The sequence below is a fragment of the Acinetobacter sp. MYb10 genome (genome assembly GCF_002980175.2).
GTDB lineage: Bacteria > Pseudomonadota > Gammaproteobacteria > Pseudomonadales > Moraxellaceae > Acinetobacter > Acinetobacter guillouiae.
Genome location: NZ_CP058272.1, coordinates 1,848,552 through 1,874,221, shown reverse-complemented (window position 1 = coordinate 1,874,221; position 25,670 = coordinate 1,848,552). Strand labels below are relative to the sequence as shown.

Here is a 25,670-nt window from a genome sequence, read left to right as displayed (position 1 = left end):
ATGGAAACAGCATTTTCCTTAAGAAAGCGTTTAATTCGTTATACCTCTATTTTTAGTATTTTACTTGGTTGCGTGTTGGTTTTTTCCGCTTATAAAATTTCTTTAGAAGAGATCAACGAAATTTTAGATGCACAAATGGTTTATCTGGCCGAACGGGTGGAGTTAAATCCAAGGCCCATTCAAAGTCATTTTGATATACACAAACGCTATCATGAAGAAGATTTATTTATAGATGTTTGGGCATATGCTGATCCTAGTCAAACGCAAAATACGCCACATCATGTCATTGTTGAACCTAAACAAAAGGCTGGTTTTTATAGCCAAGATACAACGCATGGCACTTGGATTACTTATATCTTACCCACAGCTAATTATCAGATTCAAATCAGCCAGCAAGAAAAAGTCAGAGAGCATTTGGCTTTAGAGCTTGCAGGCAGTATGTTTCTTCCATATTTACTGATCATTCCATTTGCTTTGTTGGGCTTGGTTTATATTATTCGTCGCAGTTTGAAACCGCTTGAAGACTTTAAATCCGAACTGGCAAAACGTGATTCAAATTCATTGGTGGCAATTCAAAATGCGCACTATCCAGAAGAATTACTGCCGACGATCCATGAAATGAATCATTTGTTTGAGCGAATTTCTGTTGCTCAACAAGAACAGCGCCAATTTGTGGCAGACGCTGCACATGAGTTACGTACACCCATCACCGCATTGAATCTACAAACGAAAATTTTGATGAGCCAGTTTCCTGAAGAGGAAAATCTAAAAAATTTAAGCAAAGGCTTGGCTCGGATGCAGCATTTGGTCACGCAACTGCTTGCTTTGGCAAAGCAAGATTCCTCATTGAGTCATGAAGTTCAAGTGACTCAATTTAAGCTAAATGATGTGGCACTCAATTGTGTAGAACAGTTGATGAATCTCGCAATGGAAAAAGATATCGATCTTGGCTTTGTTCGTAATGAAACAGTGATTTTAAAAAGTGTAGAACATAGTCTTCATTCAATCATTTTTAATTTGATTGATAACGCAATAAAATATACCCCTGTCTCAGGCATGATTAATATCTCGGTATTTGAAGATATTCATGATTCTGCGTATGTTTTGATTGAGGACAGTGGTTTAGGGATTGATCCAGAGATGTACGATAAAGTCTTAAAACGTTTTTATCGTGTACATCATCACTTGGAAGTGGGCAGTGGTTTGGGATTGTCAATCGTGGATAAAGCCATTCAACATTTAGGTGGTGAACTGTCTTTATCCCGTAGTGAGGAGTTGGGCGGACTCAGTGTCTTGGTCAAAATCCCGATTCTGTGTGATATCAAAACTGAGAAGTAAAATGATTGGAAAATAAATGATCCCATTTCTACATTAATGGAAGTGGTTCATTTTTCTTCATATATTGGAAAAATTCTAAACATTTTTGCATCCTACGACCATCACTGCCAAGTTTACCCATATTAAAGTTTGCGACCCAGTTGAGTTTATTTCCGATACGGCAAATTTCGTTGTATTTTGATTTACTTGGGTAAATTTCTCCGATAAAAATATCGCAAGCTTGGGCAAGCTCATCATCATTAAAACGGAATGATGTTGAGAAAATAAAACATAACCAATCTCTAATTTGACAGGTTTCTAAGTCCAGTACTTCCCCAGGATCAGTTTCAAAGTCAATAAAAGTAAATGCTTTGTCCTTATTGACTAAAATATTTCGTGCAAAGGCTTCACTCAAATAACTGTCTTTGTGATGGACAGCTTGAATTGCAAAGATTGCTTCACGATAAAACTCTAGTTTTTTTGCCGTATTTCCTTCCATTTGTGCCAATGCTTGATCGAGTTGCATCACATCTTCACCATGATCAGCAGCATCTTCAATCAATAGACCTTGTGAACAATTGGCTAAAATTTGTGGCGTTGGAATACCTAATGAGTTTAATTCTGTCAGACGATGAACTTCACAATAAATCGATTTGCTTCCACCATAATTTGGAATAGGTGTTAGCGCTTCAATATTGAGTATACGTGCAACCCATTTTAATGGGACATAAATCCAAGCCGAGTGGCGTTCAGAGGCTTTTTTAAGCCACACTTTGCCATCATCCAATTGATAAGACTGAATATTTTGGTCTTGAATTTTAAGTGAGTTGCGGAGAAATTTAGAAAAATTACTCATATTTTGCACGTATAAGATTACTAAATTAGCTCAAGTATAAACAAAATATAATAATTTGTAAAAATTAAGATTGATTTAATAATTTAATATTTAAATTATGACAAAATGTAATTCTTTGAGTGATAAATATAGCTTCGCATCACTTCATTTAGCTTTTAGATTGGAATGAAAAGAGATAAGCGATCAAATAAGTGAGAATAATGAGTAATTCGTTTTTAAATATCTGATGTATTTTTAGAGATGCATTTATAATAAAATAATGTTGTGCAATATATCGTTTAGAGTTTAGGATTGTTATCTGCTAAATTTTTTATAAAAGATACGATACACAATTACATTAAATGTAAAAATAATCCAGCCTGTCCAAAGGTTATGGCTAAGAAAATGTGCACCACGCATGATTTGCCCCCAACCTGTAATCAAACCAAGTGCTAGGCCTAAGACTAAGAAAAAATAAGCAACTTTAGAATTTGATCGTCTAAATACAAAAAAACCTGTAAGCAGTGAAAAACCTGTGCTGGCATGGCCACCAGGAAAGCAACGTCCATTGCTTGCAGAAAAATCCCAAACATAGCCTAGAGCAGTTTGCTCAGTCATAGACCAAGGGCAGGCATAGGCTGAGTGGGATTTTAAAATGCCAATCAGTGCAGTGGATAAAACACTAACAATAAATAAATAGCCCAATTGCCATTGATACGCTTTTAATTTCGCAACTTTAAAAGAAGCAATCCATGAAATGAATACCGCAATATAAAAGGCAATGACGATATGTTTAAGCAACTTGTGATTAATTTCAATGAGAAACCAATTGTTTTTGAGTGGGAAATGACCAGTGCTATCTATCCAAGGTTGGATAAAATACATATCGATTGCACCACCAACAGGAAATACAAAGAACAGTATTAAAAATAGTATCCCAAGCAATAAACTATTTTTTAGGAAAAATTTATTTGAGTCGGAATACGGCATGAGATGAGTCACTCAATTTAATCATTTTAATCTGCGCTTATTAGAAAAAAATAAACTTAAATTAGACTTAATTATTAAATAATGAGCAGTCTTATTATTGAGTGGCAATATAAAAATTAAAATATCTATGATTATTTCAAGATCAGTGTTTTAAATCTTTATTTTAAAGGCTAACTATTATATTTTAAAATTGTATTGCGAAAATTATTTTATTGTCATTTAGATACAATAAAAAAGCGGCTGAAAAGCCGCTCTTTTATAGCGTAAAAATGTATAAAATTAAAACATGGTATTAGAAACGATTAAAACATTGCATCTTCAGAATTTGCAGAAATTTTATGAATGGATAAATCCGCACCACGAAACTCTTCTTCTTGTGTTAAACGAATACCCATAGTGGCTTTAAGTATGCCGTATACGGCAAACCCACCTGCTAAAGCCAGTAAAATGGCAAGTGAGGTACCAATAAGCTGAGACATCAAGGATACTCCGCCGATTCCCCCCAACCATTGCTGACCAAATATGCCCACAGCAATACCACCAAATGCACCACAAACGCCATGTAATGGCCAAACCCCAAGTACATCATCAATCTTGAGTTTATTTTGTGTGTATGTGAACAGTTTAACAAACAGGAAACCTGCACAGATACCAATAAATAAAGCGCCAATTGGGTGAACAACATCAGAACCTGCACAGATTGCCACTAAGCCTGCTAAGGGGCCATTATGTAAAAAGCCAGGATCTTCTTTTCCAAAGAAATTTGCAGAAAGCGTGCCGCCTACCATTGCCATGAGTGAGTTCATTGCAACTAAACCTGAGATTGCATCTAAGCGTTGAGCACTCATGACATTAAAGCCAAACCAGCCAACAATTAAGATCCAAGAACCGAGCGCTAAGAAAGGAATAGAAGAGGGTGGATGCGCACTAACGCGACCATCTTTTTTATAGCGCCCATGACGTGCACCGAGTAGTAACACTGCTGCAAGCGCAATCCAGCCACCCATCGCATGGACAACAACAGAGCCAGCAAAATCATGGAAGCTTGCACCAAATGTATCCGCTAACCACTTTTGCAGGCCGAGATTACCATTCCACGCGATCCCTTCAAAAAAAGGATAAACCAGCGCTACTATAAATAGAGTTGCAATGGCTTGAGAACGCATTTTGGCACGTTCTGCAATGCCGCCAGAAACAATAGCGGGAATTGCTGCAGCAAAGGTCAAAAGGAAAAAACAACGCATCAAATTGTAGCCATGCTCAGTTGAAAGCGTAGCGCCTGTATGGAAAAAGTGTTGTCCATAGGCAATATAATAGCCAACAAAGAAGTAGGCGATTGCTGAGATTGAAAAATCAGTAATGATTTTACTGAGTGCATTGACTTGATTTTTATGGCGAACTGTTCCCAGCTCTAAAAAAGCAAAGCCAGCATGCATAGCGAGTACAAGCACTGCGCCAAGCAAGAGAAAGAGTAGATCAACGTTTTGCATATACGATTCTTTTTGGTGCTATTTGTCACAAATTGGTTCAAGTATAACCAACGATTTGAATCCGTGAAGCGTTTGGCTGTATGAAAAAATAGATCAACAATTTCAAAATATTATTAAGACTCGATATAAAGCAAAAGCATGCACTATATTGGAATTTATGCACTAACTTGATGCAATAAGATATTCTGGCTTATTTTTAAGGTGCTGATAATTATTGATTTTTATTTGTTGTGTTTCACCTTAAACTCATGCAGTCAAATTTTAATCTAAAAATAAACCGATAAAATGTTTTAACTAAAATTAAAAAATAACTTAGAGATCAATTTTTGGAAACACCCAGACTGCAAACTTGATTTTTGTATTCGAAACGGTTTCTTTGAAATTTTTGACCGTTCCATCTATACACAGCAAAGCATTTAGTTGAGTCATTGATGGCAATATCTGGCCAACCATGTTTTCCTAAAGTAGATAGAAATTCAGGCGTCCCATGACTGTTAAATATTCTCACCCATTGTTTATTGGTCTGTTGGGTAACAATATAAAATCCAATTCCTGTGTTTGCGTAGCAACCGACACCACCATCGACTACAACGGCATCAGGACGACCATCTTTATTGAGATCACCATAATAGGAGATATTGCCAAGGCTACAGCGGCTTTCCCAGCCAAGATTGGTTTTTTGAAACTTTGCGCTTTTAAAAATTTGTGTTGCCGTTTCCTCAGGGACTTGCGGAGCCGCGGCATAATTATGTGAAGCTAAAAATAGTGATAAAACACCACTGCTGAATATTATTATATTTTTCATCATCATATCGATTATTTTGTGATTGAATTAACATTATTTTAAAAATATGTATTTTTATCAAGCTTTTGTTGTCATGCTAATGTATTCATCTTCTGGTTTAAGCTGTATCTTAGGGCTATTTAACTTATATCATTATAAATTTCAAATGGTTGGTGTATTAGTGTATGATTTAATGAGTTGTAAATAAATGTTTAATATAAAATCAATTTGCGATTAAACGATCAATGAAGTGTATAAAAATGATGGTGTCTAAAACATATTCCAATTTTTTAGTGTATTTGATGGCGTTCTTTGGTTTCTGTCTTTTTACTGAAGCAGTGAGTGCTCAGTCCAATCAATATAAAATCTATAAATCTAAACTGTTGCAGTGTGGAGAAGCAACTTTTCAAGTTATTTCACAATGTGATGATTCTAATGAGGATACAGAGTTAGGTAGTGCGGGTTCTTTTCGAGCATCATGTTTATCCAGTCAATTAACGGTAAACTGGAAAGGTCAGCAAAAGACACTGAGTTTTCCCATGGCAACAACACAGCAGAAGAAAATATTAGCTAGCAAAGGCTATGCTTTAAAACCTGAGATCAGAGTAGGGGATTGGTCGCCACAGAGTTTAGCTTGTGGTCAAGCGGCTGGTATTGAGGGGCATTTTGTGGTGGTCAATCAGGCAACCACCAACGATATTAATCAAGAATATCACGGCAAAGGTTCATTGAGTGATGAACCCATTTTGCTGAATTTAAACGGGACTTTTACCAGTGAAACACTTAAAGCGAAAATCTATGCTTTATTAAAGCAAGACCAAGTGAAGATTTCTAAAGTGATTGGGGCAAATGCAATTTTTGCGGATGAAAAATAGATTTAACAAAGATAAATCCGTTTAATTTTTTCATCTGTTAAGAAAAAGGCAGATGCAGCACAGGTTTCTTCGAGGACATTGACTGAAACACCATCACCGTTAAACTTTAAATAATGTTTAGGATCAATCTGTTCGTTAGCAATAATATCGCCATTTTCTCCAAAGCGATATTCTTCATCAACATAAATATTTGTTTTAGGTGCGACTTCGAACTTAGCAAAAATATCTAAATCATCATCTTCTTCATTATTTTGATAGTAATAAACTTTATCACTGTCCGAAATACGGAATTCAAACAGATATTTCATGCCTTTTTTATTGGGATTCTTTAAGACTTGGAAAGCATCTAGTTTTCCATCTCCATCAAAATCGATGAGCAATGGCTTTTTGAGATATGTCGTATCGACTAAATAACCTTGAGGGAGCTGTGTTGGATTATTGACGAGGTGGTCTGGCTCTGGCTGAGCAGGAATCACAATAGGTTCTGCTTTGGTTTGAACATGTTGTGGCGTTTCTTGTTTGGTTGGCTCACTTTCAGTTGATGTACTGGGTTTCTCATGACAGCCAAAGAGAAAAATAAGGGTGATGCATAATAAAATTTTGTTTTTCATAGAATATGAATCATTCAATAATTTTGAATGTGGGAGATTCTATCTTAAAAATTGATTTTTTGATGCCCAATGTCCTAAATTGGAGATATAGTCGTGGGTTTTATCACGTGCCAGTTTGCTGTCCATACTGATTCATCACCACAATGGGGAATATTTTGAACACATCAAATTCTGATCAAGTTTCATCTGTCGTGATTACAGGAGGTACGCGTGGAATTGGTTTTGCTTTGGCAGAAGCTTTTTTAAAGTTAGGTTGGTCTGTAATGATTTCAGCACGAAATGTAGAGCAGTTAAATCAAGTTGTTGCAGACTTTGCGCAACGCTATGTACCGAATAGAATTTATGGGGTGACCTGCGATGTGGCTCAATATGAAGATTTACACAATTTATGGGAAGAAACAGTTTTAAAGTTAGGTCAGGTCAATGTTTGGATTAACAATGCCGGTACCTGTAATGCAGCAAGGGCATTTACCGAGATTGCTAGCTCAGATTTGGAAAGTGTAATCAAAACCAATGTACTTGGTACGATGTTGGGTTCGCAAGTGGCTTTAAAAGGAATGATGCAGCAAGGTTTTGGGCAAATTTTTAATATGGAAGGTTGGGGCAGTCGTGGCGAGTGGAGTGCGGGGATGACGCCTTATGCAACCAGTAAACGAGCAGTTGCTTATCTGAACCATGCTTTAAATAAAGAAACCAAGAATAGTAATATTTTGATTGGAACACTCAGCCCCGGAATGGTGGCAACGGATTTATTGATTTCTTCTTGGCAACAAGGTGAAGTTAAAAACTGGCATAAAATGAAATGGTTATTTATGTTTGTGATTGATCCACCTGAGCAAGTGTGTGGTTATTTAGCAGAACGCATCAGCAAGAATAAAAAGAGCAATACGCGTATTGTTTGGATGACACCATGGCGTTTGTTAATTCGATTTTTCCAACCTTATTATTGGAAAAGAAATCCTGTACAGGGGACAGCTTTGGATCAGCTTAAGGAATAGGAATTTTTGATTCTTTAGTTGCCTCTATCCGTTTTTGTACACGAATTCATCTTTTTATATTATATTTGAGATTGATAATGGCGAGAAAACAATAATGAAAAAGTTAATAATAGGATCACTGACAGGATTTCTAAGTATGAGTGGATGGAGTGCTTGTACTTATGATTTAGATGTGACTCAAGCTACATTGAATTCTGAAGAACCAGGTTCTTTAATTTTTCCAAATAGATCAGGTCAAAAAGTTGGCTTTAATATTTTTTCAACTTCTACATTGAAATATTTTTTAGCGACAAATAATAATGTTACTCTCAATTCTAGCGGCATCACTGTACCATCAAGCTCTATTTATGCTTATGAATATAAATTTAAAGTTCCTAAAAATCAGTTATTAAGTACAGAACAATTATTATTTTTTCCTGTAGCCCATATCGGGAAAAATGGTGGTCAATCAACCTTTTTAAGTAATGTTGGGTATACCAATGCATCAACAGAAAATAGTGCTGTAAATAAATTTACTATAAGCGATCCTAATGCGAATACTTCTTTAGTCGAATTAAATATTTCAAACAACAGTAATGACTATCAATACATAGGCATTTATATAAACCCAATTTCAAAACAAGCAGGATTTATTGTGAATGGCGTGAATAAAGGTTACTTATCAAATTACACTTTACCTGTAATTAATTCATTTTTTATGATTGCTGCTGGTTTAAATGGAATATCACCCAACTCACCCAATATTGGAAAAGAGGTTTCAATTGAATTAATTACAGATGCTACAAAAATGACACAGTCTTATCCAACAGGTACAACTGATATTTGTGGCAATACAATTTGAATTATTCTTTAAAATATAACGAACTAATTTTAATAACAATATTTTGATTGGAATATTAAGTCCCGAAATGTTGGCCACGGATTTATTGATTTCTTCTTTGCAGCAAGGTGAAGTTAAAAACTGGTATGAAATGAAATGGTTATTTATGTTTGTGATTAATCCACCTGAGCAAGCATGTGGTTATTTGGCGGAACGCATCAGCAAGAATAAAAACAGCAATGTGCGTATTATCTGGATGACACCATGGCGTTTAGTAATTCGATTTTTCCAACCTTATTATTGGAAAAGAAATCCTGTGCAGGGGACAGCTTTGGATCAATTGAAGGAATAGTGATTTAAATTTGGAGTTTGGTTAAAAATAACAATGGAAAAGCTTAGTCCAGCACTACTTATTTTATAAAATACAGAGTAGTGCATGCATCTGTTTTAGGAAAAAATAAAGGACTTGAACTTGAATGAATATATTTCTTATAATCTAACAAGATTTGGTAGAAAATCTTAATAAAAAATTTACCAAATTCACATCATGCTCTTTAGTACAACAGTATTTCATATGACTAGAGCATTTATAAATAGAGCATTCAGTGCTGAAAATATTTGAATAATTAAGAGGCTCTTATGTTTATTAAATACGGTTTAACAATAATTAGTCTATTCGCTACAACAATACTTTGGGCAGGATCAGATTGGGATTATCAAAACCCTAAAGATTGGGCAAGCGCAAATCAACAATACCAAGCGTGTGCAGGAATAAATCAATCTCCAATTGATATTCGAGATACGGTGACTGCGAATTTACCACCATTGGAATTTAATTATCACACTACAGCAAAGTCTGTGCAAAATATTGGTCATACGATGCAGATCGAGTTTAACCAAGGCGCAAGTTTAGTTTTAGATGGGCAGACTTTTTTATTGGAACAATTTCATGTACATAGTCCAAGTGAAAACAATATTAATGGCCAGAGCTATCCCATGGAATTACATTTAGTGCATGCTTCAGATAAAGGTGAATTGGCCGTTGTCGCATTAATGTTTCAACATGGATTGGAGAATGAAAAACTAAAACATATTTGGAATGTGTTGCCTAAAAAAGTGGGTGAAAGTAATCAGCTATATTCAAAAAATAAAGCAGACAGCTATTTACCCAATAACTTAGAGTATTACCGTTTTAATGGGTCTTTAACAACACCGCCCTGTTCAGAAGGAGTCCGATGGGTGGTGTTTAAGGAAATTCAGCAGGCATCGAATGAGCAAATTGAGTCGTTTATGGAGTTAATGGGACATCCAAATAATCGTCCGATACAACCGATTGGCGCGCGGTTGATTTTGGAGTAATTCAGGGTGAAAAGTAGATCAGAGGATCTACTTTTTTAATTCTTTTGTGGGATTTGCTTAGAAAAATTCTTTTAATTTTTTTTTGCACTAAAGTTATTCGTTATTGGAATGATGATGTGTTAAATCAGACTGAGGCGGTGTTGGATGGTTTGTGGAATATCTGTATTGAATTGAAAGACACCTCTCCCTAACCCTCTCCTGAAAGGAGAGGGAACTTCATTGTGTATCAAATAACTATTTAATTTTCAAATAATTTTCCTTCCACGTTTGATGGAGATTGAGGTGGTGGAGTTTATGCAAATATTTTTAGTTGCCTCTCTTTAATCCTTTGTTGAAAGGAGAGAGAAACCTATTGTGTATCGAATGATTATTAAACTCTCAAAGAGTGTTTCTGCCACATTTTGGGGAAAATTAAGGTTGTGGAATTTTATGCACATATTTTTAGCCACCTCTCTTTAGCCTTTTTCTGAAAGGAGAGAACTCCATTGTGTATCGAATAATTATTAAATTCTCAAAGAATGTTCCTTCCACGTTTGATGGAGATTGAGGTGGTGGAATTTATACAAACATTTTAGTTACTTCTCTTTAGCCTTCTTCTGGAAGGAGAGAAATTTATTGTGTATCAAATAAAGATAAAATTAGTAACGGAAGTCCCCTCTCCCCGTGGGAGAGGGTTAGGGAGAGGGAAAATAAAATGAAGCTAAACCCCAAATTATTAGAATACGCTAAATCTATGCGACACGATGCCACAGATGCCGAACATCTTATGTGGCAACTTTTACGAGCTCAACGATTTATGAATTTAAAGTTTCGTCGTCAACATGTGATTGAGCCTTATATTGTTGATTTTTACTGTCATGAATTGGACTTAGTGGTTGAGTTGGATGGTGGTCAACATAATACAGATGTGGGCGTAGCTTATGATAATGAAAGAACTCAGTTTTTAGAGGCCTTGGGACTTAAAGTTATCCGTTATTGGAATGATGATGTATTGAATCAGACTGAAGTGGTGTTAGCGGATTTGTGGAATATCTGTATTGAATTGAAAGACACCTCTCCCTAACCCTGGAAGGAGAGGGAACTCCATTTTTGAATTCAGATTTTCATGAAATCAAATGATACTCCCTCTCCCTATGGGAGAAGGGTTGGGGTGAGGGTAATTAATATTTTTAAAAAACAAATATTTATTTTTAATAATTTAAATTATAATTTTGCGATAATTTAAATTTTTTAATAAAAAGTGAGTACTATGATTTTAAATTTGTTGATAATTTTGGCTTTGTTGATTTTTATCACTCTTGTTGTCATCGTAATAAAAAATAATAAAAGTTCAAAAGATACGTCTTATCCTCATCAAAAAGAAATGAATGATTCGCAATCAACATATTGGACTGAAAGTTTCAAAGTCCAATCAGATGAAAAGCGTAAAGACATGATTGATGCTGAAAAAATTGGCTTTTTAAAACTGAGTTTAAAAGACGATGGTTTAATTGATTTAAAGCATCAACTCAATCTTTCAAATATACAAATGGATGTATTGATTCAAGAAGCTCCTAAGTCGCTTAATCGATTGATTATAGATTTTGGGTGTGTCTATGATCATGATGGTGACGAAGATGTCCGATATGTACCTGTAGAGCTTTCTACAGAGAGTGTTACATTAAATTTTGATCAGGCTTTTTTTTGTTGTTTTTACTTGGCGGATCGAGAGATTTATTCATACAATATTTCTGATCGCTGGAGTGATGAAAACGCAACTTTGGAACAAGCTTATAAGCAATTTACTCAAAAGTTAGCAATCTTACTTAAACAGGGATGGAAAAATTATTATTTACCTCATGATGCTAGATATGCAGTTTCATGCGAAGAACGTTTATTAAAAGAGCAACAGCATACAATTTTACCTAATCAATCCATTTTATCTTTTGAACAATTTTGTAATTGTCTAGAGGGTGAACTTCATGCAATTGATCTCAATCTTTATTTAGATGGGATCTATATGAGTGTTTTTTATGATGATGCATTTTCGGTTTCGTTCGAAATAAATAAGGCAAATAATTTGTTATCTTATAAAAGTTATTGTCCAGAAGGTCTTGATGATGTGAATGAAATTGAAGCTTACAAAGTAAAGGCTAAACTACTTCGCTACAAAGCAGAGCAAGAAGCGAGACAACATGGTTTTGAAATTGATGAAAGTTATATTGACCCGATATAAATCAAGAAATTATTCAATTCAGTGTTCAGAATCATGAAAGATGATCACAATCATTTGTCATCATCATTGAGATAAACTCTTCAAAACTGTTACAAACCTTATTATGCGTATTACAGATTTCATAAATGCCGAATTCATTGCCATGTTCGTCTAGTTTTACTGCATATGCAGTCATCCAGAGTAAGAATTCAGAGAATACAAAACAATTTGCATGAGGAAAGTTTTCAATCCCTTTTAAATCTTTTACAGGTCTAAATTCAGCTAAAGAAAAGAAAGAATAGCCCTCATCACCAAAATTGGCTTCACCTGTACCATTGAAAAAAATAAAATATTCTTTAAAAATTTGTGGAAGTCTAACTCCTTATTTTTGTTCAAATTTTAACGTTTCTAACAATGTAGTCGGTTGATTGATACGTATATTTTGATTGATGAAATGTTGTTTTAATTTTTGAATAACCATAATTATTTTACTCAAAAAAAGAAGGAAGCTTAATTAAGCTTCCTTCTTTAGAGGCAAAATTGCAAGCTTAGCTTAAAGCGCTGCAATCTGTTCCATATTGGCTTTAATCTTGGCTAACTGATCTACAAACTCAGCAAGTTTAACTTTTTCACCTTCAACAACAGCAGCAGGTGCTTTAGCGACAAAGCCCTCATTTGCAAGTTTAGAAGCAATTTGGTCATGCTGTTTTTGAACTTTGTCTAAGTCTTTTTGCAAGCGAGCAAGTTCTGCTTTTGGATCAATCAAGCCTTTCATTGGTACAAATACAGACACATGACCAACAACAGAAGATGAAGATAATGGTGGTTGCTCAGCATCGGTTAAGAAGGTAATGCTTTCAACTTTAGCCAAAGCTTTAAACAGTGGTTCAATACGTGCAATTTGTGCTTTTTCAGCATCAGTCGCGTTTTGAAGCAATACAGGTAATAAACGTGCATTACCTAAGCCCATTTCGCCACGAATATTACGTACAGCGCCAATTAAGCCTTGTAGCCCAAGCATATCCGCTTCAGCCTGATCATTGATACGTTCAGGATTTGGAACAGGGTATGGCGCAAGCATGATGGTTTCACCACCAATACCAATCATTGGTGCAAGGGTCTGCCAAATTTCTTCAGTTAAGAATGGCATGATTGGATGTGCAAGACGTAAAGACGCTTCCATTACAGAAAGAAGGACACGACGAACTTCTGCTTTACGCTCAGCCGATACGTTTTCATCATTCAGTACTGGTTTGGTCAGTTCAACATACCAGTCACAGTATTCATTCCAGATGAACTCATAAATCGCTTGAGCAGCCAAATCTAAACGGTAGGTTGCAAACGCTTGTTGAACCGCAGCTTCCGCTTTTTGTAAACGGCTGACAATCCATTGTTCAGGAAGTTCCCAAAGATCTTGACGGATTTCCTGACCAATTGGCTGTTGTTCACAGTTCATCATCACGAAACGGGTTGCGTTCCAGATTTTGTTGGCAAAGTTACGATAGCCTTCAACACGTTTCATATCGAACTTAATGTCACGGCCTGTATTGGCAAGTGCACAGAAAGTAAAACGAACCGCATCTGTACCGTAAGCTTGAATACCTTCAGGAAATTCTTTACGCGTAGATTTCTCAATTTTTGGTGCATCTTTAGGGTTCATTAAACCCGTGGTACGTTTTTGTACTAAGGTTTCAAGATCTACACCATCAATCAAATCTAATGGGTCGAGTACGTTGCCTTTAGATTTAGACATTTTTTGACCTTCACCGTCACGAACCAAACCATGTACATACACAGTTTTAAATGGAACTTGCGGTGTGCCATCTTCATTTTTCATGAAGTGCATGGTCATCATGATCATTCGGGCAACCCAGAAGAAAATGATGTCAAAACCAGTAACCAATACATCCGTTGGGTGGAATGTATTTAAGAAATAGTTTTCTTTATCTTTTGCTTCATCACCGGTCCAACCCAGTGTAGAGAAGGTCCAAAGACCTGAAGAGAACCATGTATCCAGTACATCTTCATCTTGGTTTAATTCAATATCAGCAGCGATATTGTTTTTTTCACGAACTTCTTCTTCAGAACGACCAACATATATGTTGCCTTCTGCATCGTACCAAGCTGGGATACGGTGACCCCACCACAATTGACGAGAAATACACCAGTCTTGAATGTTGTTCATCCAAGCCATATACATATTGCTGTATTGTTCAGGCACAAACTTAATATCGCCATCTTTTACTGCTTTGATTGCAGGCTCTGCAAGAGGCGCAATCTTGACATACCATTGGTCGGTCAATAATGGTTCAATGATCACACCTGAACGGTCACCACGTGGTGGTTTCAGTGTATAGGGTTGAATTTGGTCTAACCAACCTTCAGCTTCAGCTTGTGCAACCAATTTTTTACGTGCAGCAAAGCGCTCTAAACCAATATAATCAGCTGGTGCTGGGATGGTTTTAGAAATCGCTTCGCCAGCTTTTGCGATAAACTCAAAATCAGCTAAAACTTCGGCATTTTTGTTGAAAATGTTGATGATTGCGAGTTCACAACGTTTGCCCACTTCATAATCATTGAAGTCATGTGCAGGGGTGATTTTTACACAACCTGTACCGAATTCTTTATCGACATATTCATCTTTAACAATCGCAACCGCACGACCTGTAATCGGCAGGATAATATTTTTACCAACTAGGTGTGCATAACGTTCGTCATCTGGAGCAACTGCAACAGCAGTATCACCCAGTAATGTTTCTGGACGGGTTGTTGCAACCACTAAATAATCGTGACCGTCTTGAGTACGTAGAGACTTATCTTCAAAGAAGTATTTGAAGTGCCACAATGAACCTTGTTCTTCTTTATCTGATTCAACTTCTAGGTCTGAAAGTGCAGTTTGTAGTTTAGGGTCCCAGTTTACCAAGCGTTTGCCACGGTAAATCAAACCTTGTTCATGCAGTTTTACAAATACTTCTTTAACAGCATTTGAAAGGCCATCATCCATGGTGAAACGTTCACGTGACCAATCTACAGATGAGCCAAGACGACGAATTTGACGGGTAATTGTGCCGCCAGATTGTTCTTTCCATTCCCAAATTTTGTCGATGAACTTTTCACGCCCTAAATCATGACGACTAATGTCTTGAGCTGCCAATTGACGCTCAACCACCATTTGCGTTGCAATACCCGCATGGTCAGTACCCGGTTGCCATAAAGTATTTTTACCAGACATACGGTTGTAACGTGTCAAGGCATCCATGATGGCATTGTTAAAACCATGACCCATGTGCAAGCTACCTGTGACGTTCGGTGGCGGAATCATGATACAGAATGAATCGCCTTTACGAGACGGTTGGAAATAACCTTTCTCTTCCCAAGTCTTGTACCATTTTTTCTCGATCTCGGTAGGATCGTAGGTTGTAGCAATATTTTGCGCTGAATCAGTCATAGTAAAAACAGATCAAAAGTAAGTAAAAAATTGCATTCATTGTAGCAAATATTCATTAGGAATGTTGATTCCTGTTATGGCATATTTATGTTGAATTAAATGCAGCAATCAAAACATGAGAATACAAGATGCATTTGTTGTTTTTATCGATCTTAAATATGACAAATGTTGGATATTATGGGGTTTTAACTGAGTCATATTTACAAATGCGTGTTTTAGATATTTGATTTGTTGAGAGTATTTGTGATTGATATTCAACAAATAGCAGTAGTTAAAGACAATGCAAGATATTTCAAGTTTTGCTAAGATCAAAATTGAATAGGACAAAACAACAAAAGGACACATAACAATGCAGTATAAAATCGATTTATTGATTAAACAGCAGACTTACCAAGAGTTAAAAAGCATTACCCAAAGTTTGAATCATGGCGAAAAAAGAGATCTGGCAAAACAATTAGGTAATGTCTTTACGGAAATGTCATGCCAAGTGCTGGATCAGGTTTTTGGAACCTTACTTGATGAACAACGTAAAAATGATGCACTAGATGCGACAGGGAAGAAAAAGCTCAAAGAAGCGGAACAGATTTTTGATCAGATTGAAGGGGCATTAAAAAAATATATGCCGTGGTCAATTTCCTTTTTTAGTAATGATCGTCTAAAGCCTGTGGCAAACCATATTCTTAAAAAGTTTGAAGATTCAGATGCAACTGAAGTGGTGATGTATTACCAATTAGACCGTAGCTTAGGGCAAGAAGCGACCAGCAATATTCAAAAGGTCATTCAAGGGGATACCAGTGCTTTGCCTGTGACACTAAAAAATTTGGTTAAAATTATTGACCTCGGTGTATCAGAATTTATCCGTGACCCTAAGACTTTGTTAAAATTTAACTTTGTGGTCGATAAAACCTTAAATGGTGTGATTAATATGATCACCAGTACTGGCTATAAACGCTTAGAAAAAGTTGGCGATGAATACAATCCTCGCAATGTAGAAAAGGCGCAACATTATGCAGAACATTTTAAAAAGTTTTTAGTTGAAGGTTAGTTTTTAAAAGCAAATCACTTGATTGATTTGGTGGGTCACGTGGTCTAATATTTATTCACCATATTCAAGAGCATAATAAAATGGAAAGCTTAGAAGGAAAGGTGGTTTGGATTACAGGCGCATCTTCAGGGATTGGTAAAGCCTTGGCTGCTGAATGTGCTTTACAAGGTGCACAAGTGGTTTTAAGTGCAAGACGTTTAGAAGAACTTGAAAAAGTTCGTATAAGTCTTCTTAACCCAGATCATCATATTTCTGTGGCAATGGATATTACCGATGAAGCACAAGTACGCCATGCATATGAACAAGTCTTAGATGAGAAAGGGCGTATTGATTGGTTGATCAACAATGCGGGTTTAAGCCAAAGGGCACTGATTGCTGATACCACAATGCAAACTGAACGTGCGATTATGGAAATTGATTACTTCTCTCAAGTGTTTTTGACCAAATTGGTTTTACCAACCTTTTTAGCTCAAAAATCTGGGCGAATTGCGTATATTTCTAGCGTTGCGGGCTTATTGGGGACGCAATATCGGGCATCTTACTCTGCAGCAAAAGCAGCGATTCATATGTGGGCAAACAGTTTACGCGCAGAAGTGGCACAAGATGGTGTTAATGTTTCTGTTATTTTCCCTGGTTTTGTAAAAACCAATGTATCTTTCAATGCCTTAAATGGTGCAGGAAAAGCACAGGCACATCAGGATGAAGCCATTGAAAATGGATTAGAAGCTGATGATTTTGCGCAGAAAACGGTTTCTGCTTTATTAAAAGGTCAAGAATATATTGTCGTAGGTGGGCGTAAAGAAAAATTGGGTGTGTTGGTTTCTCGTCTATCACCATCTACACTTTATAAAATGATTCGCAAGATGAAAGTAAAGTGATTAAACATTCATAAATTTTACATGTATTGATAAGGCGTTTATACATTGTATAAGTGCTTTTTCTTGATATGTTCCGTCTCTATAAGCAAACAAAACTATGTTAACGTGGGTTCGACCTAACTATATTTTTAATTTATTGAAAAACAATGGTCTTGACGGAGTCTTGCTGAGCTCTCATTCAATTTCAGGATCAGCCTGCGGCTCGCCCTACTTTTCTTTCGGGAAAAGTAGGCAAAACCATTGTCATCCGCAAAACTCGTCGGACACCAGTAACGCATTCAATGAATCGCAGAAACAACACTTTCTGAATGAAGTCCTGCCTCAGACAGTCGCGGATGACGTTTCCGAGTATCATACTTCATCAAGAATTTTATATCGAACTCAGGTTATGTTAAACCTAATGAAAATAATTTTTAAAGCCATCAGTCTACAATTCATATTGATCAGTGCCGTTTATGCAAATATTTGTCATGATACTCAAGTTGTTGCGCAAATATTGAAGCAGGCTAAAATTGTAAAGCTTGAACAGTCTTTAATCGATTGTAAACTCGATCCTGTTGATAATTCAAATATGATCATGGCCTATGCCCAATGGATTCCTGTAAAAGGACACCCAGAAGAAGGGAATTATGCTTTAGACTTATTTAAGTTTAATCCAAAAAATTTAAAGGTGATTTATCACTATGCTGTTGCAGAACGCATGGTTTCGGATGCAATTAGCCTAAATTCAATTGAGCTGGATACAGCAAATTATAAAGTCACTGATTCAAATCGAGCTTTGGGTCTAAGATTAAATTACTCAGGTCACTCACAGCCCTTTCCTTTTTCTATGCAACTTTTAAATTTATATGACCTTAAAAATAAACAACAAATTCTGGACAGCTTGATTGTGACACGTAATCGGGCAGAAATAGATATGCATTGTAATGCAGATATTGAAGAACGCGCTTCTACCTTAGTGATGCAGTCAACCCAAACCAAGAAATATACGGATATTTTGGTCAATAGCAAAATTAAACGCTACCAGACGCAAGTGATAAATGAGGATTGCCAAGAAGTTAATCATCAATTATCCCAACAACGGTTTGTTTTAAAATTTGATGGGAAAAAATATCAATTTCCTAAAAAATTTAAAGATGAATATCAGTACAGATAGGCAATATAAGCAGTTGGATAGTAATGCTGAATATTAAACATTCATCTTCTAGTTAGCGAGCTAAAAGTTAGTCGTGAGCTAAAAGATGAATGCTTTTAAAATAACAGGATATTTGAAAGGGTAAAAATCGAATGCTTAATGTATTCTATTGAAGTAGTTTAATAATAATTCAGCATTTTTGCCTCTTAATTGCCATGACATACAGCGCACTCCACCACCCATATGGCACACCTGTGCAGAGTGAATTGGAATGACTGTTCGTTTGGTTAGACGACGAATTTGCTGTAATGCCAGTGCATCTTGTTTAATACCAAATTGCGGAAAATAAATACGCTCAGGCGTAACCAGCATATTGGTATATAAACCACAAGCAGAACCAAATTTTTCATCATAGATCTCACTACCATCATAAGGTGTGGTGATTTCATGAATTTTGATATCTGGAATACCGCGTTTTAAATCAATTTTTAACTGTTTGGCGTAGTCGGGGTCTTCAGGATAGGTGTTAATCACTAAAGTATTCTGATCTATAAAGCTTACCACACCATCCGCATGTTCTAAACCACCTTGTTCATCCGCTTCAATAAATGCAATATGTTTAGCGCCCGTTAAACGGATCAGCTGTGCTCTAGCTTGGTTTTCGGTTAAATGATTGTCAGCTAAGAACTTGGTGCTTAACACAACATTGCCATAACCATCTTCAACCCAATTACCGCCATCATTGAGCAGTTGAGTCTGGGTAAATTTTAAACCAGCTTTTTGACTATAGGCTTTAAAGTCTGCTTGAACATCATCAGAAATGGCTTGAGCTTTTTTGGTTCCACCTTGTCCTGCTGCGGTATAACGAAAAAGAACAGGTTGATTGGGATTGGCACTACTAAAATCACGCATCCAAATATCTTGCATAGGCGCGATGGTGACATGCTGTTTACCCAATGCTTTGACATAATCAGGGTAAAGTTGTTGATCGGTTAAGATCATCACATTGTCACCATTCTGAATAATTTTCTTTGCATAATCGACATGGAAATCAAAGATATCATCGATTTTTTCTGCATAGTACTTATCCTGACTTTGTGGCGAAGCCAATACAATCAATTCTGCATTTATTGTGAATGGAAGCATAGACAATAATCCGATACTTATTTTAAGTGCTAAAGCTTTCATGATGTCTAACCTGTTCATGAAGTTAAGATTTTTACATTTTTGTTATGGTCAAGGTATTCCCAGAACTTTACATCACCAGAATACAAAACCAGACAGTCCAACAGTGATTATGTATTCTGATGAAAAAATCATGATGATTATTTAAAAAAAGAGGAGTGAGATTAAGTTGCTGTTCCATAGGCAAAGACTTCAACCATTCCACCTTGCATACCGAGTTCAGTGGTACTTAAACGTAAGCCCATAATATGCGTTGCTCCAATATTTTCAGCTTCCTGTTTTAATCTAACAATTGCTTCTCGACGTGCGCGATCTACGACACTCTCATAGGTGGTTAAACGACCACCAAAGAAGTTCTGAATTTGCGCGATAATATATTTAAAATAATCATGTGAAATCACCACATTACTACTGATGAGTTGCCCATGCTTTTCAGAGACTTTGAACTTATTGGTATCAATCCGAATATGAGCAAGCCGTTGTTCATTGTCTGCCAATTCTTTTAAATGCTTTTGTTCGATAAAACGTCCAAACCCCCAGCCAATAAAAAACAGAACCAGTGTGAGCCCAATTTTAAAAATTAAACCATCCATCTGTTTCGCCTATTTTGAAAATGGGTCAGGAAGTTGTGTTGTGGTCGGTTCAACAATGACCGCAGTACCATAGACAAAAAGTTCTGAAGCACCTTGCGCAATATTAGACGTAGAAAAACGGATACCGACAATTGCATTGGCACCTAAAACACGTGCTTTTTCAATCATACGATTCATGGCTTCTTGACGTGATTCTTCTAATAATTCGGTATAGCCTTTGAGTTCACCACCGACAATATTTTTTAGACCAGCCATAAAGTCACGTCCGACATGTTTACTGCGGACCGTGCTTCCATAAACGACATCAAGCTGTTGCTTTATGACATGTGCTGGAACAGTTTCTAAATTACTGAGTTTCATTTTAAATATTCATTGATGATGTCTTGCTTTAAACATAGGAAATTATCCATCAAAAAGCAATAAAAAAAGCCCACCGAAGTGAGCTTTGATTATCAAACTGAGATTAACTGACTTTTTTATCTTTTGAATGATATTTCAATTCAGATGAAGAGGCCGGTTGTGCAATTTGATCCGCAGTGTTGGCTTTTAGACCACCACCAAGGGTTTTATAAACTTCTACCTGATTGTTTAAGTTTGCTTGCTCTAATAGCAATAAACCTTGTTCAGCAGAGTAAGAAGTACGTTGAGCATCTAAAACAGTTAAGTAACTATCAATACCTGCACGGAAGCGGGCATTTGAAAGTTTATACGTAGTATTGGTTGCATCAACTAAACGTTTTTGAGCAGAAAGACGATCACCAATATTTTGGCGAGTCGCTAATGCATCATTGACTTCACGGAAAGCAGATTGAATTGATTTTTCATAGTCAGATAACGCAATTTGTTGATCTGTTTCTGAAATCTTAATGTTCGCTTTACGTGTGCCCCAATCCCATAACGGAATATCAAGACTAGGACCTAAAGACCAAACGAAAGCACCTGATTTAAATAAATCACTTAAATCAGTAGATGCGTAACCTGCCGTACCCGTCAAACTAATGGTTGGGAATAAGCGTGCTTTTGCAGCACCGATATTTGCACCAGCAGCAGAAAGTTGGTATTCAGCCGCTTTGACGTCTGGACGGTTGTTCAGCAAGTCACTTGGTAAACCAGAAGCGAACGCAGCATTTGAGGTAATACGCGTTACACGTTGTGTTGGCAATAAGTTGTCTGGAACTGATTGTCCAACAAGCAGATTTAGCAAGTTCTGAGCTTGTGCAATTTGAGTCTTATAATTGGCAACATCATTACGTGCGGTTTCAACAGAAATCTGAGCCTGACGAACAGGCACTTCACTGTCAATACCGACATCAAAACGTTTTTTGTTGAGGTTATAAGAGTCAAGTTGCGCTTTTAATGTTTGGTCAGCGAGCTTAAGTTGTGCGCTGGCAAAAGAGTAATTTAACCAAGCTTGTGCAACTTGACTAATTAAGCTGATTTGCGTTGCATCACGCGCACTTGCAGTCGATAAATAAGTATCAAGCGCATTGTCTTTTAAACTTTTTACCCGACCCCAGAAGTCTAACTCATAAGCAGTTACACCAAGACCCACATTATAACGTGTTTGAGCACCTACACCTTGATCCTGACGTAACAGACCACCACTTGCACCAATCGTTGGTAACTGATTGTTTTCAGTGATTTGATAGGCTTGTTGAGCACGTTGAATGTTCAATGTTGCTGTACGTAAATCACGGTTATTGGCTAAAGCAAGATCAAGCACTTGAAGTAAGCGTTGATCTGCAAAAAACTCTTTATAACCTTGTTCAGCAATAGATGTACCACCGTTATTTTGAATATAACCTGTTGGTATGTTCGCTTGAGCTACGGGTTCTGGGCCACGCATGCTTTGACAAGCTGTCAAAGCAAGCGCAAGTGCAGATACCGCAATGCTACGACCTGAAATAGACCATACTTTTTGCATCACGATTTATGCTCCTGAATATTTTGATTTTTAGGTTTGTACTTAAAGATACTACGAATCCATACGAAGAACACAGGAATAAAGAAGATACCTAAAAGTGTTGAGCTAATTACACCACCTAATACACCATAACCGACTGAGTGTTGGCTACCGGCACCAGCACCGCTTGATAAAGCAAGTGGTAATACACCGAAACCGAACGCTAAGGTTGTCATGATAATTGGACGTAAACGCATTTTTGCAGCATGCAATGTCGCTTCAAACAATTCTTCACCTTGTTCTTGCAACTCTTTTGCAAACTCTACAATCAAAATCGCATTTTTTGCAGACAAACCGATGACTGCAACGATCGCGACTTGGAAGTAGATGTTAAATGATAAGTTAGGATCACCTTTGATGACCATGCCCAACCAGGTTAAAGTAAATGCACCAATAACACCTAAAGGTACGACTAGCAATACTGAAACAGGGATAGACCAACTTTCATATAAAGCTGAAAGGCAAAGGAATACAATAAGCAAAGAAAGAATCAAAAGCGGAACAGTTTGACTACCAGATTCACGTTCTTCTAAAGACAGACCCGTCCATTCATAGTCGAAACCTGTTAAGCCCATAGACGGTAACTTACCAATAATTTCTTCCATGGCAAGCATCGCATCTCCCGAACTTACGCCCGGTGCTGGAGTACCTTGAATGTTTGCAGAAGCTACACCGTTATAACGTTCGAGACGAGGTGAACCATAGGTCCATTGACCTGTTGCAAATGCAGAGAATGGAACCATGGTGCCGCTATTGTTACGTACATACCATTTGTTTAAGTCTTCAGGCATCATACGAGCGTTTGATTCGCCTTGAACATAAACTTTTTTCACACGACCACGGTCAACGAAGTCATTGATATAAGAACCACCCCACGCCATGCTCATGGTCGAATTAATATCCGCAATACTGACTCCCATTGCACCAGCTTGCGCTTGATCAATGTTGATTTGATATTGAGGGGTATCTTCTTGACCATTTGGACGAACACCTGCAAGACGTTTGTCTTGAGAAGCCATACCTAAAATAGCATTACGTGCAGCAATGAGTTTATCGTGACCTTGACCACTTGCATCTTTTAATTGGATGTCAAAACCTGATGAAACACCTAATTCAGGCATTGCAGGTAATTGCAATGGCATGATGTATGATGCATCTTTTACAATCATATTCAGTGCCATACCGCGTTGAATAATGGCGCCAATTTGTGATTCAGGTGTGGTACGTTCACTCCAGTCTTTCAATTTAATAAAAGCTAAACCAGCATTTTGCCCGACACCTGTAAATGAGAAACCAGAAACTGTAAAAATAGTATCTACATGTGCTTTTTCCTTATTTAAGAAGTAATCGGTCATGGTTGTGATGACTTTATCTGTTCGTTCAAGGCTGGCACTTGGTGGTAGCTGAACCAACGTCATAACTACGCCTTGGTCTTCTTCTGGTAAGAAAGAAGAGGGGAGCATTTTGTACAGTCCAACTAAGGCAACAATCACAGCAATATAGATCGCACCAGAGAATATCTTATGATGGGTCATACGATTGACACCACCTTGGTATTTCTCTGCTACTTTTTCAAAACTGCGGTTAAACCAACGGAAGAAACGCGCAAAAATGTTATTGCTTGGTTCTTGATTTGGATCATGCTGTTTTAACAATGTTGCACAAAGAGCTGGGGTAAAAGTTAAAGCAACGATTAAAGACAAAACCATTGCTGTAACGAGCGTGATCGAGAACTGACGGTAAATTACCCCCGTAGTACCACCAAAGAATGCCATTGGCACAAATACAGCAGTCAATACGCTGGTAATACCGACCAAAGCACCTGAAATTTGTTTCATCGATTTTTCAGTGGCTTCAACTGGACCGGCATGTTCTTCTTGCATTACCCGTTCGACGTTCTCAACCACAACGATGGCATCATCGACCAATAGACCAATCGCCAGTACCATGGCGAACATGGTTAAGGTATTGATCGAGAAGCCAAAAATATTAATAACTGCAAATGTCCCAAGTACAACCACAGGAACTGCCATTGTTGGGATAATCGTTGCACGCCAGTTTTGTAAGAACAAGAACATCACGAAGAATACAAGAACGATTGCTTCAATTAACGTATGTACCACACTTTCAATTGAAAGCTTAATAAACGGTGTGGTGTCATAAGCAATTTTATCTTTTAAGCCTTCAGGGTAGTTTTTACGCAATTCAGTGAGGCGTTTTTCTACAGCAGCGGCTGTATCAAGTGCATTTGCACCTGTTGCCAATTTAATTGCTACACCGCCCGCAGGGTTACCATTAAATTTAGAATCGAATTGATAACTGTCTGAACCTAATTCTACGCGTGCAACATCACCCAAACGAACTTGAGCACCAGAAGACGTGTTTTTTAGGAAGATGTTTTTAAATTGTTCAGGTGTTTGCAACATGCTTTGCGCATTGACAGTCGCATTCAGGATTTGACCTTGTACAGCTGGAGCACCACCCAATTGACCTACAGCCACTTGTGAGTTTTGTGCACGAATGGCAGCAGCAATATCACTTGGTGTAACTTGCAAACTGGTCATTTTAGCTGGGTCTAGCCAGATACGCATTGCATATTGACCACCAAAGACTTGAATTTCACCTACGCCTGCAACACGACTCAGTGGTTCAGAAATATTTGAATTTACATAGTCTTTAATGTCAGCGCCAGAAAGGCTGCCATCTGGCGAATAAAATGCAAGTACTTGCATAAAGCTCGCGCCAGATTTGGTCACTTTTACGCCTTGACGTTGTACATCTTCAGGTAAAAGTGCTGTCGCAGACTGTAATTTGTTCTGTACTTGAACCTGTGCAATGTCTGGATCAATACCTTGTTCAAAATTCAGGTTAATTGATGCCTGACCATTACCCGCACTGTTTGATGAGATATAACGTAAACCATCTAGACCATTCATTTGTTGTTCAATGATCTGAGTTACGGTGTTCTCAACAGTTTGTGCAGAAGCACCAGGATAAGTTGCAGCAATTGTCACTACAGGAGGAGCAATTGTTGGATACTGAGCAACAGGCATTTTTGTTAGCGTCAGAATACCCGCCAACATAATTACCAGTGCAATCACCCACGCAAAAATGGGGCGATGAATAAAAAATTGAGCCATATTCGTCTAC

21 protein-coding genes and 1 pseudogene are annotated in these 25,670 nt (G+C 37.2%); 11 read left to right on the top strand and 11 right to left on the bottom strand.

What is annotated here, in order from left to right; all coding sequences use genetic code 11:
- Positions 1 to 1,338: an ATP-binding protein gene (locus tag CQZ96_RS08740; RefSeq protein WP_105713126.1), complete on the top strand. Its 1,338-nt coding sequence runs from the start codon at positions 1 to 3 to the stop codon at positions 1,336 to 1,338.
- A gap of 28 nt (positions 1,339 to 1,366) precedes the next feature.
- On the opposite strand, the gene CQZ96_RS08735 is transcribed toward CQZ96_RS08740, so the two are convergent.
- The 4 genes from CQZ96_RS08735 to CQZ96_RS08720 form a co-directional block, all read right to left on the bottom strand.
- Positions 1,367 to 2,173 carry a serine/threonine protein kinase gene (locus CQZ96_RS08735; protein ID WP_105713125.1) on the bottom strand — a complete coding sequence of 269 codons (807 nt, stop codon included), beginning with the start codon at positions 2,171 to 2,173 and terminating at the stop codon, positions 1,367 to 1,369.
- A gap of 294 nt (positions 2,174 to 2,467) precedes the next feature.
- A complete protein-coding gene (locus CQZ96_RS08730) occupies positions 2,468 to 3,142 on the bottom strand; it encodes a phosphatase PAP2 family protein (RefSeq protein ID WP_105713124.1) in 675 nt (224 codons plus the stop codon).
- Between the two features lie 302 nt (positions 3,143 to 3,444).
- Positions 3,445 to 4,632 carry an ammonium transporter gene (locus CQZ96_RS08725; protein WP_004722606.1) on the bottom strand — a complete coding sequence of 396 codons (1,188 nt, stop codon included), beginning with the start codon at positions 4,630 to 4,632 and terminating at the stop codon, positions 3,445 to 3,447.
- 319 nt (positions 4,633 to 4,951) lie between these two features.
- The gene (locus tag CQZ96_RS08720; protein ID WP_035371666.1) at positions 4,952 to 5,437 is read right to left on the bottom strand and encodes a hypothetical protein; all 486 of its coding nucleotides are present in this window, start codon (positions 5,435 to 5,437) and stop codon (positions 4,952 to 4,954) included.
- A 239-nt stretch (positions 5,438 to 5,676) separates the two neighbouring features.
- Here CQZ96_RS08720 and CQZ96_RS08715 point away from each other — a divergent pair, with 239 nt between their 5' ends.
- A complete protein-coding gene (locus tag CQZ96_RS08715) occupies positions 5,677 to 6,291 on the top strand; it encodes a hypothetical protein (RefSeq protein ID WP_016539201.1) in 615 nt (204 codons plus the stop codon).
- A 2-nt stretch (positions 6,292 to 6,293) separates the two neighbouring features.
- Here CQZ96_RS08715 and CQZ96_RS08710 read toward each other — a convergent pair whose 3' ends face one another.
- Positions 6,294 to 6,902, bottom strand: a complete 609-nt coding sequence (locus CQZ96_RS08710) for a hypothetical protein (RefSeq protein WP_105713123.1) — start codon at positions 6,900 to 6,902, stop codon at positions 6,294 to 6,296.
- A gap of 155 nt (positions 6,903 to 7,057) precedes the next feature.
- Here CQZ96_RS08710 and CQZ96_RS08705 point away from each other — a divergent pair, with 155 nt between their 5' ends.
- The 6 genes and pseudogenes from CQZ96_RS08705 (at position 7,058) to CQZ96_RS08680 (ending at position 12,294) form a co-directional block, all read left to right on the top strand.
- A complete protein-coding gene (locus tag CQZ96_RS08705) occupies positions 7,058 to 7,900 on the top strand; it encodes an SDR family NAD(P)-dependent oxidoreductase (RefSeq protein WP_228722790.1) in 843 nt (280 codons plus the stop codon).
- 94 nt (positions 7,901 to 7,994) lie between these two features.
- Positions 7,995 to 8,741, top strand: a complete 747-nt coding sequence (locus CQZ96_RS08700; RefSeq protein WP_218619753.1) for a DUF4882 family protein — start codon at positions 7,995 to 7,997, stop codon at positions 8,739 to 8,741.
- Between the two features lie 40 nt (positions 8,742 to 8,781).
- A pseudogene (locus tag CQZ96_RS08695) lies at positions 8,782 to 9,072 on the top strand (SDR family NAD(P)-dependent oxidoreductase); the annotation flags it as partial.
- Positions 9,073 to 9,359: 287 nt separating this feature from the next.
- Positions 9,360 to 10,079 carry a carbonic anhydrase gene (locus tag CQZ96_RS08690; RefSeq protein ID WP_105713120.1) on the top strand — a complete coding sequence of 240 codons (720 nt, stop codon included), beginning with the start codon at positions 9,360 to 9,362 and terminating at the stop codon, positions 10,077 to 10,079.
- A gap of 694 nt (positions 10,080 to 10,773) precedes the next feature.
- The gene (locus CQZ96_RS08685) at positions 10,774 to 11,142 is read left to right on the top strand and encodes an endonuclease domain-containing protein (protein ID WP_105713119.1); all 369 of its coding nucleotides are present in this window, start codon (positions 10,774 to 10,776) and stop codon (positions 11,140 to 11,142) included.
- A 186-nt stretch (positions 11,143 to 11,328) separates the two neighbouring features.
- Positions 11,329 to 12,294, top strand: coding sequence for a hypothetical protein (locus tag CQZ96_RS08680; RefSeq protein WP_105713118.1), 966 nt, complete (start codon positions 11,329 to 11,331; stop codon positions 12,292 to 12,294).
- 532 nt (positions 12,295 to 12,826) lie between these two features.
- Here the strand turns inward: CQZ96_RS08680 and CQZ96_RS08675 are convergent.
- On the bottom strand, positions 12,827 to 15,721 hold the full coding sequence (locus CQZ96_RS08675) for a valine--tRNA ligase (protein ID WP_105713117.1): 2,895 nt from the start codon (positions 15,719 to 15,721) through the stop codon (positions 12,827 to 12,829).
- A gap of 349 nt (positions 15,722 to 16,070) precedes the next feature.
- Here CQZ96_RS08675 and CQZ96_RS08670 point away from each other — a divergent pair, with 349 nt between their 5' ends.
- The 3 genes from CQZ96_RS08670 (at position 16,071) to CQZ96_RS08660 (ending at position 18,800) form a co-directional block, all read left to right on the top strand.
- A complete protein-coding gene (locus CQZ96_RS08670) occupies positions 16,071 to 16,766 on the top strand; it encodes a hypothetical protein (protein ID WP_004722586.1) in 696 nt (231 codons plus the stop codon).
- An 80-nt stretch (positions 16,767 to 16,846) separates the two neighbouring features.
- Entirely contained in the window at positions 16,847 to 17,644 is a 798-nt protein-coding gene (locus CQZ96_RS08665) for an SDR family NAD(P)-dependent oxidoreductase (RefSeq protein ID WP_004722584.1), read from the top strand.
- A gap of 388 nt (positions 17,645 to 18,032) precedes the next feature.
- Complete coding sequence (locus tag CQZ96_RS08660; RefSeq protein ID WP_105713116.1) at positions 18,033 to 18,800, top strand: hypothetical protein; 768 nt, start codon at positions 18,033 to 18,035, stop codon at positions 18,798 to 18,800.
- Positions 18,801 to 18,935: 135 nt separating this feature from the next.
- Here CQZ96_RS08660 and CQZ96_RS08655 read toward each other — a convergent pair whose 3' ends face one another.
- From CQZ96_RS08655 to CQZ96_RS08635, 5 genes are all read right to left on the bottom strand, one after another.
- Positions 18,936 to 19,967 carry an agmatine deiminase family protein gene (locus CQZ96_RS08655; protein WP_105713115.1) on the bottom strand — a complete coding sequence of 344 codons (1,032 nt, stop codon included), beginning with the start codon at positions 19,965 to 19,967 and terminating at the stop codon, positions 18,936 to 18,938.
- A gap of 161 nt (positions 19,968 to 20,128) precedes the next feature.
- The gene (locus tag CQZ96_RS08650; RefSeq protein WP_004722578.1) at positions 20,129 to 20,557 is read right to left on the bottom strand and encodes a YbjQ family protein; all 429 of its coding nucleotides are present in this window, start codon (positions 20,555 to 20,557) and stop codon (positions 20,129 to 20,131) included.
- Between the two features lie 9 nt (positions 20,558 to 20,566).
- Entirely contained in the window at positions 20,567 to 20,917 is a 351-nt protein-coding gene (locus tag CQZ96_RS08645) for a YbjQ family protein (protein ID WP_004722575.1), read from the bottom strand.
- A 103-nt stretch (positions 20,918 to 21,020) separates the two neighbouring features.
- A complete protein-coding gene (adeK, locus tag CQZ96_RS08640) occupies positions 21,021 to 22,481 on the bottom strand; it encodes a multidrug efflux RND transporter AdeIJK outer membrane channel subunit AdeK (RefSeq protein ID WP_004722574.1) in 1,461 nt (486 codons plus the stop codon).
- The gene (locus CQZ96_RS08635; protein ID WP_004722571.1) at positions 22,481 to 25,660 is read right to left on the bottom strand and encodes an efflux RND transporter permease subunit; all 3,180 of its coding nucleotides are present in this window, start codon (positions 25,658 to 25,660) and stop codon (positions 22,481 to 22,483) included. Before CQZ96_RS08635 ends, adeK begins: the two co-directional genes overlap by 1 nt.
- Positions 25,661 to 25,670: the final 10 nt, after the last annotated feature.

What these genes read in the sequence shown, in the direction of transcription:
- CQZ96_RS08740 (WP_105713126.1), top strand. Translation starts at nt 1, where the DNA reads ATGGAAACAGCATTTTCCTTAAGAAAGCGTTTAATTCGTTATACCTCT.
- CQZ96_RS08735 (WP_105713125.1), bottom strand. Translation starts at nt 2,173, where the DNA reads ATGAGTAATTTTTCTAAATTTCTCCGCAACTCACTTAAAATTCAAGAC.
- CQZ96_RS08730 (WP_105713124.1), bottom strand. Translation starts at nt 3,142, where the DNA reads ATGCCGTATTCCGACTCAAATAAATTTTTCCTAAAAAATAGTTTATTG.
- CQZ96_RS08725 (WP_004722606.1), bottom strand. Translation starts at nt 4,632, where the DNA reads ATGCAAAACGTTGATCTACTCTTTCTCTTGCTTGGCGCAGTGCTTGTA.
- CQZ96_RS08720 (WP_035371666.1), bottom strand. Translation starts at nt 5,437, where the DNA reads ATGAAAAATATAATAATATTCAGCAGTGGTGTTTTATCACTATTTTTA.
- CQZ96_RS08715 (WP_016539201.1), top strand. Translation starts at nt 5,677, where the DNA reads ATGATGGTGTCTAAAACATATTCCAATTTTTTAGTGTATTTGATGGCG.
- CQZ96_RS08710 (WP_105713123.1), bottom strand. Translation starts at nt 6,902, where the DNA reads ATGAAAAACAAAATTTTATTATGCATCACCCTTATTTTTCTCTTTGGC.
- CQZ96_RS08700 (WP_218619753.1), top strand. Translation starts at nt 7,995, where the DNA reads ATGAAAAAGTTAATAATAGGATCACTGACAGGATTTCTAAGTATGAGT.
- CQZ96_RS08690 (WP_105713120.1), top strand. Translation starts at nt 9,360, where the DNA reads ATGTTTATTAAATACGGTTTAACAATAATTAGTCTATTCGCTACAACA.
- CQZ96_RS08685 (WP_105713119.1), top strand. Translation starts at nt 10,774, where the DNA reads ATGAAGCTAAACCCCAAATTATTAGAATACGCTAAATCTATGCGACAC.
- CQZ96_RS08680 (WP_105713118.1), top strand. Translation starts at nt 11,329, where the DNA reads ATGATTTTAAATTTGTTGATAATTTTGGCTTTGTTGATTTTTATCACT.
- CQZ96_RS08675 (WP_105713117.1), bottom strand. Translation starts at nt 15,721, where the DNA reads ATGACTGATTCAGCGCAAAATATTGCTACAACCTACGATCCTACCGAG.
- CQZ96_RS08670 (WP_004722586.1), top strand. Translation starts at nt 16,071, where the DNA reads ATGCAGTATAAAATCGATTTATTGATTAAACAGCAGACTTACCAAGAG.
- CQZ96_RS08665 (WP_004722584.1), top strand. Translation starts at nt 16,847, where the DNA reads ATGGAAAGCTTAGAAGGAAAGGTGGTTTGGATTACAGGCGCATCTTCA.
- CQZ96_RS08660 (WP_105713116.1), top strand. Translation starts at nt 18,033, where the DNA reads ATGTTAAACCTAATGAAAATAATTTTTAAAGCCATCAGTCTACAATTC.
- CQZ96_RS08655 (WP_105713115.1), bottom strand. Translation starts at nt 19,967, where the DNA reads ATGAAAGCTTTAGCACTTAAAATAAGTATCGGATTATTGTCTATGCTT.
- CQZ96_RS08650 (WP_004722578.1), bottom strand. Translation starts at nt 20,557, where the DNA reads ATGGATGGTTTAATTTTTAAAATTGGGCTCACACTGGTTCTGTTTTTT.
- CQZ96_RS08645 (WP_004722575.1), bottom strand. Translation starts at nt 20,917, where the DNA reads ATGAAACTCAGTAATTTAGAAACTGTTCCAGCACATGTCATAAAGCAA.
- adeK (WP_004722574.1), bottom strand. Translation starts at nt 22,481, where the DNA reads ATGCAAAAAGTATGGTCTATTTCAGGTCGTAGCATTGCGGTATCTGCA.
- CQZ96_RS08635 (WP_004722571.1), bottom strand. Translation starts at nt 25,660, where the DNA reads ATGGCTCAATTTTTTATTCATCGCCCCATTTTTGCGTGGGTGATTGCA.